General features: G+C 62.6%; 10 protein-coding genes. 2 read left to right on the top strand and 8 right to left on the bottom strand.

Annotation, left to right across the window (positions count from 1 at the left end):
• Positions 1 to 302 precede the first annotated feature (302 nt).
• Positions 303 to 1,229 carry an ArdC family protein gene (locus tag AC0L2Y_RS27710; protein WP_473560861.1) on the bottom strand — a complete coding sequence of 309 codons (927 nt, stop codon included), beginning with the start codon at positions 1,227 to 1,229 and terminating at the stop codon, positions 303 to 305.
• Positions 1,230 to 2,511: 1,282 nt separating this feature from the next.
• Between AC0L2Y_RS27710 and AC0L2Y_RS27715 the strand changes: the two genes are divergently transcribed.
• Both AC0L2Y_RS27715 and AC0L2Y_RS27720 read left to right on the top strand, forming a co-directional pair.
• Positions 2,512 to 4,161: an MFS transporter gene (locus tag AC0L2Y_RS27715; protein ID WP_473560942.1), complete on the top strand. Its 1,650-nt coding sequence runs from the start codon at positions 2,512 to 2,514 to the stop codon at positions 4,159 to 4,161.
• Positions 4,162 to 4,459: 298 nt separating this feature from the next.
• The gene (locus AC0L2Y_RS27720) at positions 4,460 to 4,885 is read left to right on the top strand and encodes a hypothetical protein (RefSeq protein ID WP_473560863.1); all 426 of its coding nucleotides are present in this window, start codon (positions 4,460 to 4,462) and stop codon (positions 4,883 to 4,885) included.
• Between the two features lie 72 nt (positions 4,886 to 4,957).
• Here the strand turns inward: AC0L2Y_RS27720 and AC0L2Y_RS27725 are convergent, their stop codons facing one another.
• The 7 genes from AC0L2Y_RS27725 to AC0L2Y_RS27755 form a co-directional block, all read right to left on the bottom strand.
• The gene (locus AC0L2Y_RS27725) at positions 4,958 to 5,464 is read right to left on the bottom strand and encodes a flavin reductase family protein (RefSeq protein WP_473560865.1); all 507 of its coding nucleotides are present in this window, start codon (positions 5,462 to 5,464) and stop codon (positions 4,958 to 4,960) included.
• 26 nt (positions 5,465 to 5,490) lie between these two features.
• Positions 5,491 to 6,921 (bottom strand): FAD/NAD(P)-binding protein, encoded by a 1,431-nt coding sequence (locus tag AC0L2Y_RS27730; RefSeq protein WP_473560867.1) that lies wholly within the window; start codon positions 6,919 to 6,921, stop codon positions 5,491 to 5,493.
• Positions 6,918 to 8,093, bottom strand: coding sequence for an FMNH2-dependent alkanesulfonate monooxygenase (ssuD, locus tag AC0L2Y_RS27735; protein WP_473560869.1), 1,176 nt, complete (start codon positions 8,091 to 8,093; stop codon positions 6,918 to 6,920). Before ssuD ends, AC0L2Y_RS27730 begins: the two co-directional genes overlap by 4 nt.
• A 32-nt stretch (positions 8,094 to 8,125) precedes the next feature.
• Positions 8,126 to 9,373, bottom strand: a complete 1,248-nt coding sequence (locus tag AC0L2Y_RS27740) for an SfnB family sulfur acquisition oxidoreductase (RefSeq protein WP_473560870.1) — start codon at positions 9,371 to 9,373, stop codon at positions 8,126 to 8,128.
• Positions 9,370 to 10,161 carry an ABC transporter ATP-binding protein gene (locus AC0L2Y_RS27745; RefSeq protein WP_473560871.1) on the bottom strand — a complete coding sequence of 264 codons (792 nt, stop codon included), beginning with the start codon at positions 10,159 to 10,161 and terminating at the stop codon, positions 9,370 to 9,372. The genes AC0L2Y_RS27740 and AC0L2Y_RS27745 overlap by 4 nt, the downstream gene beginning before the upstream one ends.
• A 62-nt stretch (positions 10,162 to 10,223) precedes the next feature.
• On the bottom strand, positions 10,224 to 11,555 hold the full coding sequence (locus AC0L2Y_RS27750; RefSeq protein WP_473560872.1) for an ABC transporter substrate-binding protein: 1,332 nt from the start codon (positions 11,553 to 11,555) through the stop codon (positions 10,224 to 10,226).
• Positions 11,556 to 11,606: 51 nt separating this feature from the next.
• On the bottom strand, positions 11,607 to 12,644 hold the full coding sequence (locus AC0L2Y_RS27755; RefSeq protein WP_473560874.1) for a branched-chain amino acid ABC transporter permease: 1,038 nt from the start codon (positions 12,642 to 12,644) through the stop codon (positions 11,607 to 11,609).
• Position 12,645 lies beyond the last annotated feature (1 nt).

Raw genomic sequence — 12,645 nt, forward strand, 5'->3', positions numbered from 1 at the left:
CGTCCCCGTGACGCATCATCATGGCAGAACGACCGACAACCACAACCGGAAAGGGACGCACCCGCCCCATCACTTCGGTCGGTTGACGACCGGCCGACTGGCGAAACTCCGAGGGTCCGGCATCTGCCGCTTAAGGATGGATGGCCGCGAACACGGTCATGGAAATACCTATCCAGGGCGGGACGTCGGCAGGGGCCGGCTGATCTGGCTCGGCCCGCTGGGGTACTACCCGAACTGACCGGGTGCCAATGGCGGATCCTCACCCGGCTGCCCCACCCCGACATGGATCGGAGAATGCAGCCTCATGCAGCTTCCGCGCTGTGCGTCGCATTCGGCTGGAGATCATGCAGATAGTTGACCGCGCGCTGGGCATGAGCCGCCGCGGCAAAGATGAATCGCTTCTCGTTCCTGAGAATCTCAAGCCAGCTTGCCAGGTAGCTGGCATGATCCGGCCGCGGTTCGAGCTCTGGCACGATGCCGAGGTCAGCTGCTAGAAAACAGCCGCCGAGGTCGGCTACGAGCTCTTCGTGGGCCCGGAACTCGCGATCCTTGTGATAACGTGAGAGGTTGCGATCAAGCCGGTTTTCCGAGCCGACCCAATGGGTCATTTCGTGTCCGAGGGTCGCATAGTAGCTGGGCCCGTCGCGGAAACTTTCGAACGGCGGCATTTGCACAATATCGAGAGCCGGATTGAAATACGCCTTGTCGCCACCGTGGCGGATGACGGCTCCGGTATTTGCGAAGAAGGCATCCGCATGTTCGATCCGTTCCACCGGATCTGACACCGGCGCGGGATTGCCGTAATACTGCGCGGGCAGGCCTTCGATCTGGTCGGCGCAAAACACCGTATAGGCCTTGAGGAACGGAATCCCGCGCTCGACCTCTTCGCCATGGGCATCGGTTTCGGTGCGTGTGATGCGGCTGGCATAGACAACCATTGAGCCGGTCTCGCCTTTGCGGACATGACCGCCCAACTCGACGCTCTGCTTGAATGTCATCCAGGTCGGGGAAACAAAACCCCTCGAAACCGCCTCCGACCAGAGAAGCAGGGTATTGATCCCCTGATATGGCAATCCATTGTGGCGCAACGGGCGCGTGATACGCCCCGTAGTGTTCGCTGCGCTCCACGGCTTCACCCACGGCCGCACGCCCTTCTCCAGCTCCGCGACGATGCGGTCGGTGATCTTCGCGTAGATATCGACGCGGGTTTTGTTGCTCTTCCTGTCCATTTCCGGACCTCCGTTCGAGGCCGCGCCAATCGCGGCCGTCACGAGGTCCGACAGCGCAGGACCGCAGGCCCGCGAACCCGCAGAAGAGCAATCGGAAGGAAGGGAGACGTCGCTTGAGGGCCGCAACGTTAGTGGAGGACGGCGAAGCCGTTTAGCGGAACGAGGACCGGAGCAAGACCAACATTCGTGACGACCGCGGTTGGCGCGGCCGCACGAGGTGGTCTTCCTGCTTTTCTCATCTATTGCTTAGGAGAACCACCGTTGAGCACCGGCTTCGATGGATCAGTTGTCGACCAGCCCGTAAGGCAACGGTCACCAGACCCGTCTGCCGGATCTCCTTCATCAGCACTCTGCGGTCAGCACGAATTTCAAGCGCAAATTTTGGAGGTGAGAGGGATGCTCGGCGTTCCTGCATAGCTGCATTGCACAAAATGTGTTTGCGCATCGCACAGCCTATAGCCATTAAGGCTAAAGCTGATAGACGCGATGGTTTCCTCCCAGTTGCATCGCGATCGGCTGTTCCCCTCTGGAGGTTTTGACCTTCACACCTAAAGGGCCCTCGGTTTTCCGATGGCCCTATTTTTTTGGTGGTGCAACGTCATCCTTGGTCCCTGTGCGGAACGCGGCGTGATCGCCGCTTCCAGCCCTCAAGGCTTTGGGTGTCATTTCTGCCTGGCCGTATCGAGCCTCCTGACAAAAGTCTGACCTTTGCCAGCCGTCTGCGGGCAAGCGTTCGCGCCAGAAGTTCAAAGCCGCGTCCGTAACATTCAACAATGAAAGACAGCGTCATCAGATCGAGCAGAAAGTCGTCATCGCATGTGTGAGCGCATCAGACCCTTGTTCGAATTGAAGCAGCAAGGCGCGCGCCTCTTCGATCGCGGCCGCGCAATCGTCTGCGTCTATCAGTGCGTCAAGCCTGTCAAGGATCTGCAAGCGCCCTCACTCTCCCCAAGCCACACTCAGCCGCATCGGACGCCTCTGGTGAGTTGAGTTTCAACGAAAGAACATGGTCGCGTCTCGCCAAAAGGCATCGCTCGGCGAAGTGCCCGTTGATGAAGCATGCCGCGTCAAACGACAACAAGAATCCGGGCCCCACCCAGGCGATGTCTTCGAAGGCGAGGTGGAGTCGGCTCGGGTTTGCGTCTCGGTCGCAAGACACTGGTCAGAACCTGTGGCCGCATTCGGCGAAGGCAAAAGAGTTTCTCTCAATTCTACCAGCCGCCACGGTTCAGTCGAGATTGCATGCGAGACGGCCGATACCGGAAAGCAAAGGCTCGCAAAAATGAGTAGAGTGGCTGGATCAGTTGAAGATTTGGCTGCACCAAAGACGTTTGCGCCACTCACGCAGCCGACATTTCGTTCGATCTGGCTTGCCACCCAGGTCTCTTCTCTCGGCTGGTTAATGCAGACTGTCGCCATCAGCTGGCTGATGGCAACGATCTCGACTTCCGATCTGATGGTGGCGCTGGTCCAGGCCTCATCAAACCTGCCCGCTTTCATTTTGTCCGTGTTCGCGGGGGCTCTCGCCGACAACTTCAGCCGTCGCCGGGTCATGTTCGCCGGCAGGTGCCTTATGGTGATAGGCTCTGCAATGCTAACCGCTGTTGTGGCGCTGGGCTTTGTCAGTCCGTGGATGATCCTCGGCTTCAGCTTCCTGATCGCATGCGGGGGTGCTCTTCACGATCCCGCCTGGCAGGCCTCGGTTGGCGATATCGTCGACCGCCGCGATGTCCCGGCTGCCGTGACCCTGCTCTCCGTCGGCTTCAACACGGTCCGGACCGTGGGCCCGGCGCTCGGCGGCATCGTGGTTGCCTCGTTTGGGCTTTTGGCAGCTTTTACCGTGACCACCCTCACCTATCTGGTCCCTCTGGGCACAATATGGCGCTGCAAGTGGAAGGTTCGTTCTTCGCCTCTCCCGCGCGAGTCGATGACGACGGCGATCTATGACGGGCTGCGCTTCACGGCGATGTCTTCGGAAATCAAGGCCGCGATCGCGCGCGGAACCCTTTTTGGCCTGGCAAGCATCGCCATTCTCGCGCTGCTGCCGCTGGTTGTCCGCGATCAGCTGGGAGGCGGACCGCTCGCCTATGGCACGCTCATGGCAGGCTTCGGGACGGGCGCCGTCTTCGCCGGCATCTCCAACGGCACATTCAGACGGAGCTTGTCGCAAGAACGTCTGATGAAGCTCGCGTGCGTCGCCTGCGCGGCCTGCTCGCTTTCCCTTGCACTGACCTCTTCGATCGCGGTGGCTGCGATCGCGCTCGCCTTGGGCGGCGCGGGCTGGGTCACCGCCTGGTCCGGGGTTGGCGTGAGCGTGCAGCTGGCGAGCCCGCGCTGGGTCGTGGGGCGCACCATCTCGATCTATTATGCCTTGATAGATGGCGGCATCGCGGCCGGCAGTTGGGTCTGGGGCACGATTTCCCAGAACCATTCCCTGACGTGGGCGCTGGAGGGTTCCGCGGGTGCGCTATTGCTCGTCGCCGTGGCCGGCGTTCTGTTTCCCCTGCGCGAACGCCACGATTCCGAACCCGATCCTTTGGAGGCATTCGACGCCCCCGCTGTCGCGCTCAATTTGAAGCCGAGAAGCGGCCCGATCGTGGTCAAGGTCGAATATCTGATAGCCGAGAGAAATGTCGAGGCCTTCCTCGAGCTCATGCGGCAGCGCAGGCATATCCACAGCCGCGTCGGTGCTCGGAACTGGACGCTTCAGCGCAACCTGCAGAAGCCCATGCAATGGACGGAGACATTCCGCACGCCGACCTGGACGGACTACCTTCGCCTGAACCACCGCCTAACGGAAGTGGACAAGGAACTGGACGAGCGTGTCTCCCAGTTGCAGGCGGGCGAGGCAGCGCCTCAAATGACGCTTTCGATTGAACGGCCGACCAGCTCGCCTCGTAAACGCGCAATCCTCCCACTTCCCCGTCATTGAAGCCTGGCCGGCAGGGCACCAGCGGTTGCTAAAGTTGGTACTGCTAATGGTTGTGGCGAACGCGGAAGAACCACCGGGATTCGATGGTCAGCGGCGCGCGAGTGGGTACGCAATATCCTGTGTCCGCGACAGAAGCCAAAGACCATTTCATCCGGTCAGGACCTGGCTTCTACAGCGTGCCGGAAGCGGACACAATGAGGGTGCTGACTTGATGTGGAAAATGCGAGGGGGCGGGTGGACGACGGCGCGCGATGGGCTTAGACGACGTTCGCAATCCCCCAAGTCCGCCGAGAGCACTATGAAGCAGCAGCGACCCTTTGTCGTCGAGATCAAACAGAAGCGTGGCCTCGTAAACCGGCCAGAGTCGATCTGGGCCGGCATCGACCTGGCCGCCATCGCGTACGATGTCGCGAAAGCGAACACGAAAGGTGCGGTCGCTGAGGCGACGCGGCAGCCGATTGGTCCTGGCGAAAATCTTTCCCAGCCCGTGTTCACCACCTCTGAAGAAGTATCCCAGGCCAAGGAGATGACCGTGCCCGACGCATCGCCTCCTGAGCCACCAACGATCGAGAAAGCGCCGGTTCCGGATGCATCGCACGCACCGACTGGAGACCGACGAACTCGCCGCAAGAAGCGGTGGCAGAAAGATGTTCCTCTGCCGCGAGGTGAACGATGGAAGCGGCGCCTGCCGTGGGCGCTGCGCCAGAGCCGGGCTGAGCGGTAGGTCGACTGTTCACCGGGCCAGAAGGAGAATAAAAGCGCGTGGCTGCGGCCCACTCACTGGCGTACCGCTCGCTCAAGACGATCCGTAAGCGCCATGATGATAGATCAGAGCCGGACGCGGCTCTCCGCTGACCACATGCCGGACGCTGCCGAGGACGAGCGCGTGGCTGTGGCGGACAATCGTGTCCTCGACCGAGCAATCGACCGCGGCGAGCGCGTCTTCAAGTGCCAGTGCGCCGGTCGCCAGAGCAGACCAACTGGCTCCTTCGTAACGAGCCGAACCTTTCAGGCCACCGCGTCCGGCGAACCGCTCGGCGATCGCCATCTGGTCGGCTCGAAGCACGTTGACGCAGAAATGCCGATGCTGGTTGATGGCTGCCCACGTTGACGAGTTCAGGTTGATGCTGACCACCATCACCTCGGGTTCGACGGACAAGGAATGGGCGGTGGTAACCGTTGCGCCAGTCCGTCCGTCGCCAACACCTGCGGTAACCACGGACACGGCTCCGGCCAGGTGCCGCATGGCAGCTTTCAGAGAGACACCGGTTTCAATGAGGGGAACGCGTTCGATCAGTGTCATCTAGATAGCTCCTGCTAATTACACCTTTACGATACTTTGCGACGCAACGCCGTCCGGTATTCCAGCCATTGGTGAATTTCAGCGGCGATGCGCTCGGCATGCGCGGTGACTTCCGGAATTCCCATCAATTCGCCGACGCTGCCACGCGCCAGCGGCCCGCTGACGAAAATGCTGTCGATCGGACGCCCGGATGTGCCGACTGCACGGCCATGCGCATCGGTCTCCAAGCCCAGACCAATCGAGTCAAGCCGGACCAATCCCATTAGCCCGAGAGCGGCGATTGCCGTGTTGGTTCGGAAAATATCCGCATGCGCCGGCCCGGTCGTGACGATGACCGTATCGAACGTCTCGACAGCCTGGGTGTGTCGGCGCCTTGGCCTCAGCGTGACGCGTATGCCTCCGTCGCTCGGCTCGGCCCCAGTAATCGATGCGGCGAGATAGGCGAGCGTGCTTTCGGCAATCCGGCGATCAAGCACGGCCGCGACCTGTGGCGCTATGCGGAAGCGATGCGCATCCCACAGCGCGCGCAAATGGCGCGCTACCCGACGCTGCTCAGCGAGCGGCAACGCCTGCCAGATGATTTGCCCTTGTCTCCGGGCGGCGTCGAGCACCGGCTGCCAGCCTTCGCCCTGCCGCGCCGCGGCTGCGATGGTCGACCGGATACGCCTGAGCAGCACCGTGGCGCTACGAGAAGGCGAGCCGGTGAAGTCGCCGATCGGATCGGAATGCGTAGCCGCATGACCTCGCGACCGATAGCCATGGCGCGAAAGTGCTGTGATGCGGCCGCGATGGCCATTGCGGTCGAGCGTTGCAATGGCATCCGCCGACGTCAGTCCCGTGCCGACCACGAGCACACGGTTGTCACGTCCGATCGCCTCCAGCCGTTCGAGATCATAGGGATTGATCACCAGCCCGGCTGTGCCAGTCACGGACTGCAGGGGCAACGGCAAGGCCGCTGGCGGATGCGTGGTCGCAATCACCAGAGCGTCGGCTGCGAGCATCCCACCATCAGGGAGGATCAGGTGGTAGCGCTCGCCGCTGCGCTCGGCTGAAGCAACGGCGGACCTGACATGGCGGATTGTTTTGCTGTTCAGCCAAGGCTGGAGATGGGATTCCACGTAGCGCCCGAAAACGCGACGCTGTGGGTAGAGCGCTCCATTTGCGACAATAGCCTCCGCATCGTCGAGAATCGCGCCGGTCTGCTCCAGCCACTCGGCAAAGTGGCTGTCCTGGCCGGAAACCAGCGTCATCCTCGACGCCGGCACATTGATGCGGTGTGAGGGATCGGCCGTCGAGTAGGCCAGACCATAGCCGAGCCCCTCCCGCGGCTCGACGACCACGATATCGGCAGCACCGGCCGGCAGCAGCCGCGCAAGATGGAACGCCGTCGCCGCACCGGAAAACCCGCCGCCAATGATGGCTACCACCGGTCCCCTGCCCGCTTCTCTGGCGCTCAAGACTGACTCGCGCGCAGCGCCGACGGCCGATGGTCGCCGGCCACCGTTTCACCGAAAGGCCCCATGTTTACGGACGTCGGTCGTGTCGAAATTTCATGATCGAGCGGCAACAGCGGCAGCACCAGTTCGCCGTAGCGATAGGCCTCCTCCAGATGCGGATAACCGGAGAGGATAAACGTATCGATTCCGATACGCCGGTATTCGTCAATCCGTTCCGCAACTGTCGCCGCATCGCCGACCAAAGCGGTGCCGGCGCCGCCGCGGACCAGGCCGACGCCGGCCCACAGGTTGGGGCTGATTTCGAGCTTATCGCGATGCCCGCCATGCAGCCGGCTCATGCGCGATTGGCCAACCGAATCCATGCGCGCGAACACCTTCTGCGCCTCGGCGATCGTCTTGTCGTCCAGGCGGCTGATCAGCCGGTCGGCGTCGGCCCACGCCTCATCATTGGTTTCGCGGACGATGACATGCAACCTGATGCCGAAGGTCACCTGGCGCCCGGCTTTCTCGGCAAGGCTGCGCACATGGTCGAGCTTGGCGGCGACATCTGCCGGTGGTTCGCCCCAGGTCAGATATTTGTCGATCTGCTCAGCGGCGACCGCGTTGGCGGCATCGGACGAGCCTCCGAAATAGAGCGGCGGATGAGGCGTCTGCACAGGCGGGAAAAGCAGGCGGCCATCCTCGATACGGAAGTGCTTGCCTGCGAACGCTACGGTCTCACCTCGCAGCACCGCCTTGTAGATGTCGAGGAATTCCCGCGTCACCTCATAGCGCTCGTCATGGCTGAGGAAGATGCCGTCGCCCTTGTTCTCTACCGGATCGCCGCCGGTGACCACATTGATAAGCAGCCGTCCGCCGGAAATACGGTCGAGCGTCGAGGTCATGCGCGCGGCAAGCGTCGGCGATTGCAGGCCCGGCCTGACAGCGACAAGGAAGCGAAGCCGCTGCATCAGCGGCGCCAGCGCCGAAGCCACGACCCAGCTGTCCTCGCAGCTGCGTCCGGTCGGCAGGAGCGCGCCATAGTAACCGATGGCATCGGCGGCCTTGGCGACCTGGGTGAGATAGGGCAAGTCGACTGCCCTGCCACCCTCGGAGGTGCCGAGATAGCGGCTGTCGCCATGGGTCGGAAGAAACCACAGGACCTTGATCCTGTCGGGAGTGGCAATGCTCATGAATGGTCCTCTATGACTTGACGGCGCCTCGCTCAGCTCCAGGCATGGAACGGCGGGTTGACGTCGTTCAGGTAGTAGTTGCCGAGGATCGCGTATTTCCAGCGCACCGGATCGTGCAGCGTGTGGGTGCGGGCGTTGCGCCAGTGCCGGTCGAGATTGTGCTCGGCAAGCGTCGAGCGGGTCCCTGCGAGTTCGAACAGTTTGTTGGTGGCGCTGATGGCGATTTCTGTGGTGAGTATCTTGGATTCCGCCACAGCGATCTGCGCTTCCGCGACGGTCTTCTCGTTCGGGTCGGCCACGGCGCGATCAACCGCAAGCCCGGCCCTTTCCAGAACGGCCTCTGCCGCATTGGCCCGCAGGCGAAGGTCGCCAATCGCCTGGATCGTATAAGGATCCTGCCAGGCATGATCGACGCCGCTGTCGATCCAGGCGCGCGACTTGGTGCGCACGAAGCCGACAGTCTCGTCGATCGCCGCCTTGGCGATGCCGAGATCGACCGCGGCCTGGATGATCTGGAAGATGGCGCCGTCGGCCGTCGGCCTGTCGTAGCCCTTGTAGCCGGGAACGAGATGCGTTTTCGGCACCTTCACATTGTCGAGCAGAACCGTGCCGGACAGCGTCGTCTTCTGGCCGAAGCTCGACCAGTCGTCGATGACCGTCAGCCCGGGCGCGCCGCGATCGGCGATGGCATACCAGGCACGCCCCTCGTCATCGAGCGCCACGATCGGCACCAGATGGGCAAGCAGCGCGCCGCTCGAATAGAATTTCTGACCGTTGACGACGACATGGTCGCCGGCATCGACGAACTTGGTTTCGAAGTCGGCCGCCCGCTTGGAACCGAACTCGGAGAACGCGTTGCCGAAGCGCGTGCCGGACAGAACCTCGGCGAAAAGCAGCTTCTTCTGGGCCTCATCCGAGACGGTGCGGATTGCGGCGACGACACCAAGATGGTTCTGCGGAATCTGGCCGAGCGACGGGTCTGCCGCCGAGATGACGGTGATCACCTTTGACAGCGTCACATAGGAGAGTTCCGGCCCACCATAGACCTTCGGCACGTTGATCGACCACAGGCCACTCTGCGAGAATGCATCGAGCTCCTCTTTCGGCCAGATGCGTTCTCGGTCGCGCTTCGAAGCCTCCTTGGCAAACACTGCGGCCAGTTTTTCAGCGACAGCGATCGCCTCGGCATCGGTCTTGATGACATGCGCCTTGGCTAACGGACGCTCGACCGGCGGGACGGCACTGCGGCTATCCGACGGCTGCTTGGATTGGATGGTCATGCTGCTGTCTCCATGGGAAAATGTTGCGGTGGAAGCGGCGCGCCGCCGAGGTAGTAGGATTTGATGTCGGCGCGCTGGCGCAGGTCGGCAGCCGATCCTTCCAGCACGCTGACGCCGTTCTCGAGCACCGTGGCGCGGTCGGCGTATTTCAGCGCGACCGCCGAATTCTGTTCGGCAACGAGGATCGAAAGGCCTTCGTCGCGGTTTAGCCGTTTCAGGGCGCTGAAGATCTCGTCGACTATCAGCGGCGCGAGCCCCATCGACGGCTCGTCCAGAACAAAGAGCTTCGGCCGCGACATCAGGCCCCGGCCGATCGCCGTCATCTGCTGCTCACCCCCGGAAGTGAGGCCGGACCGGCTTCGCCGCTTCTCGGCGAGCCTTGGGAAAAGTGAATAGACGCGATCGAGGTCGGCCTTGACGCTGGTGCGAGAGGACGAGCGACCGAGCGCGCCGGTGAAGAGGTTCTCTTCGACCGTCAGCGAACGGAAGCAATGCCGGCCCTCGAGGACCTGGACGAGGCCGCTGCGGACGAGATGCGAGGGGCTTACCCTTGAAACATCCTCGCCATCGAAGGTGATCCGACCGGCGGTAACAGTGCCGCGCTCGGCCGGAAGGAGATTGGATACGGCGCGCAGCAGTGTCGTCTTGCCGGCACCGTTGGAGCCGAGCAGCGCGACGATCTCGCCGTTGCCAACCGACAGGTCGACACCATGCAGCGCGGCGATGGCGCCGTTGTAGACGGCCTCCACGCGGCTGACCGACAGGATCGGATTTTCCGGGCTGGACATCGATGACTCCACTGGGAAACTGGATGAGCGGCCGGCCCTTTGGCCGGCCGCGCCTGGCAAACTCAGTTGCTGACCACTGCGTCGGCGTCCTCGGCCGTGCGGATCTTGATGCCCTTCTCCTTGGCATAGGCCTCGGACGACTTCTCGATGATCGGGCGCAGCAGCTTCCAGTCAGGGGCGATCCAGTCGGAAACGACATTCCACTTCTTGCCGTCCCACTGCTGGAAGGTCACGTAGCCGTCACCCTCGTGATTGTCCCAGGAGACGTTGATCGAGTGGAACAGGTCCTTGGCGCCGAGCGCCTCGACGCGCGCCGGATCGAGCTTGAGATGCTCGAAGCCCCAGCGGACTTCGTCGCCGGTCAGCGTGCGGTTGCCGAACTTCGCCTGCGCGATGCGGACCGCCTCGACATTGAGGATGCCGTTGACGATGCCGAGATTGTGGTAGACTGAGCCGATGCGGCTCTTATCCTCGAGATTGCCCTTGCCGGCGCCGTAGACCGTTTTGACGATCTCCTGGACTACCGGATACTGCTCGCCCGACGCCTGGGTGGTGATGGCCGTATAACCCTTGGCGGCATCGCCCGCGGGGATCACGTCCTCTTCCGAATTGGACCAAACATTGCCGACGATGTGATCGGCCGGGAAGCCGGTCTTCTGCGCGGTCTTCAAGGCGACGGGGTTCATCACGCCCCAGCCGCGCAGCACCACATAATCCGGATGCTCGCGACGGATCGTCAGCCATTGTGCCTGCTGCTCGTTGCCCGGATGCGGAACCTCGATCTGCGACAGCTCGAAGCCATATTTCTGCGACAGCAGGTCATAGATCGGGATCGTCTCCTTGCCATAGGGCGAGCCGTGATAGAGCACCACGATCTTCTTGCCCTTGAGCTTGTCGAGACCGCCTTCCTTGGAAGCAATGTAGTTCACGATTCCGGACGTCTCGCTGTAGGGATTGAGAAGCAGCGGGAAGACGTAGGGGAACACGCGCCCGTCCGTGGTGTCGGTGCGGCCATGGTTGATGGTGATCAGCGGCACCTTCTCGTCGGTGATGCGGTCGATCATGGCATAGGCGATGCCGACCGAAAGCGGGTTCCAGGCGGCGATGCCGGGATTGCTCTTCAATCGTTCGTAGACCTCGACACCCTTCTCGACCTCATACTGCGTCTCGCCTTCGCTCCAGGTCAGCTTGACGCCGTTGACCCCGCCGTCGCGGATGTTGATCAGGTTGAGGTAGTCGATGAAGCCGCCGAAGAAGCCGGTGCCGCCGGCGGCATATGGGCCGACGCGATAGCTCTGCAGGGGGAAAGACTGTTCGTCGGCGTGGACAGCCGTCGCGCCGAGCACGAAGGCCGTGGCGATCGCCGCCTTTCGTAGGTGGCTGAAGAAGGTCATGAGTGCGTCTTCCGAGGTTGTGGTCCGTGAGGGGAGGAAGTCGAGCGGCGCTCAGCTGGACCTTGAGCCGATCCGTCGTTTCAGGCGGTCGAAGAGGGCCGACAGCCCGCTCGGCTCCGCGATGAGGAAGATGATGATGAGCGCGCCAAGCACGATGCGCTGGCTCATGTCGAGCACGCCTGAATCGAACACGCCGCCGAACAGGAAGGCGCCGAGCCGGGAGAGAACGAGCGGGAAGATGACGATGAACGCCGCGCCCAGAAATGCGCCGCGTATCGAGGCCAGGCCGCCGATGATGATGATGAACAGAATCTGGAACGAGCGGTCGAGGTTGAAGCCGGCCGGCTCGACGGTGCGCAGATAGGTGAAGGCCCACAAGACGCCGGCGACGCCGATGACGAAAGACGAGATGGCGAAGGCCAGCAGCTTGGTCCGGAGGACCGGAACACCGATGACGCGTGCCACGGTTTCGTTGTCGCGCACGGCGATGAAGTTGCGGCCGGTCGCGCTGTTGACCAGACACCAGACGAGACCCGTCAGCACGATGACCGTGGTAAGGGAAAGCAGGTAGCGGCCGGTCGCGCCGTCGAGCGAGAACCCGGCGACGGTGAAATGCGGCGCCGAAATGACGCCGGAAGGGTTGTCGTTGGAAAACCAGCCGAACTTGGTCAGCGCCCACTGCACGAAGAATTGGGCGGCGAGCGTCGAAACGGCGAGATAGAAGCCGCGCAGGCGCAGGCTCGGCAATCCGAACACGACGCCGATGCCGGCGGCCGAAATCCCCGCCAGGATCACAGTTGCGGCCAGCGGCAGTCCTTCGACCCGCAGGTTGACATTGTAGGCGGCAAAAGCGCCGACCGCCATGAACGCAGAGGAGCCAAGCGAAAGCTGGCCACAATAGCCGGTCAAAAGGTTGAGGCCGACCGCCGCCAGGCTGAGCGCCAGGAACGGCAACAGGATCGCCTCGACGAGATAGCTCGACGCATAGGCGGGGATCAGGCCGTAGGCGACGGCGATCAGCACGGCCGGCAGAGCCAACTTCTGCCGGTCGATTGGAAGCCTTGCGGCATCGAGCGCTTGCACGGCCATC

This window comes from Mesorhizobium sp. WSM4830, from assembly GCF_055811495.1.

What these genes read in the sequence shown, in the direction of transcription:
- AC0L2Y_RS27755 (WP_473560874.1), bottom strand. Translation starts at nt 12,644, where the DNA reads ATGGCCGTGCAAGCGCTCGATGCCGCAAGGCTTCCAATCGACCGGCAG.
- AC0L2Y_RS27725 (WP_473560865.1), bottom strand. Translation starts at nt 5,464, where the DNA reads ATGACACTGATCGAACGCGTTCCCCTCATTGAAACCGGTGTCTCTCTG.
- AC0L2Y_RS27740 (WP_473560870.1), bottom strand. Translation starts at nt 9,373, where the DNA reads ATGACCATCCAATCCAAGCAGCCGTCGGATAGCCGCAGTGCCGTCCCG.
- ssuD (WP_473560869.1), bottom strand. Translation starts at nt 8,093, where the DNA reads ATGAGCATTGCCACTCCCGACAGGATCAAGGTCCTGTGGTTTCTTCCG.
- AC0L2Y_RS27710 (WP_473560861.1), bottom strand. Translation starts at nt 1,229, where the DNA reads ATGGACAGGAAGAGCAACAAAACCCGCGTCGATATCTACGCGAAGATC.
- AC0L2Y_RS27745 (WP_473560871.1), bottom strand. Translation starts at nt 10,161, where the DNA reads ATGTCCAGCCCGGAAAATCCGATCCTGTCGGTCAGCCGCGTGGAGGCC.
- AC0L2Y_RS27715 (WP_473560942.1), top strand. Translation starts at nt 2,512, where the DNA reads ATGAGTAGAGTGGCTGGATCAGTTGAAGATTTGGCTGCACCAAAGACG.
- AC0L2Y_RS27750 (WP_473560872.1), bottom strand. Translation starts at nt 11,555, where the DNA reads ATGACCTTCTTCAGCCACCTACGAAAGGCGGCGATCGCCACGGCCTTC.
- AC0L2Y_RS27720 (WP_473560863.1), top strand. Translation starts at nt 4,460, where the DNA reads ATGAAGCAGCAGCGACCCTTTGTCGTCGAGATCAAACAGAAGCGTGGC.